The following is a 519-nucleotide window of genomic DNA, read 5'->3' on the forward strand; positions in this document are numbered from 1 at the left end:
TGACAATTCTTGCCATTTTTTCATATTAAATATGTGTTGAGATCATGTTTCACCCTTGTCTGAAGCGTTAACCTAAGCACATTAAAAATGTATTAGATTATTTAGTGAGGTCATCATGGAAATGTCAAACGCTCAACGTTTGATTCTATCAAACCAATACAACCTAATGTCTCAGCTTGATCCGAATAATGCGGCTAAATACAAACGCCTACAGACGATCGTTGAACGCGGCTATGAGCTACAAATGCGCGAACTGAACAAAGATTTCGGTTGCCTTTCAGAAGCAGAATGCCGTGAAATCATCGACATTATGGAGATGTATCACGCGATGCAAGAATCTACCAATATGTTAGATGCGGAAGAGCGTAGCAAAGTAGACCAACGTCGCTTACAGTTCTTAGGTTTCGATATCGCAACAGAAGCGCAGCAAGTGCATTACGTCCGCTTCCTTGTTGATTCTGAAGGTCTTTACCCACAATTCGACAAGGCAGATCACCACTTTAACAGCCAAATGCCAAT

At 41.0% G+C, this 519-nt stretch carries 1 protein-coding gene; it reads left to right on the forward strand.

The genetic code is table 11. The features are described from left to right. Positions 1 to 115: 115 nt before the first annotated feature. The coding region (locus tag R7044_RS28025; protein ID WP_225456357.1) for a YfbU family protein at positions 116 to 519 on the forward strand (404 nt) is incomplete at its 3' end.

The organism is Vibrio sp. 1402 (genome assembly GCF_033340275.1).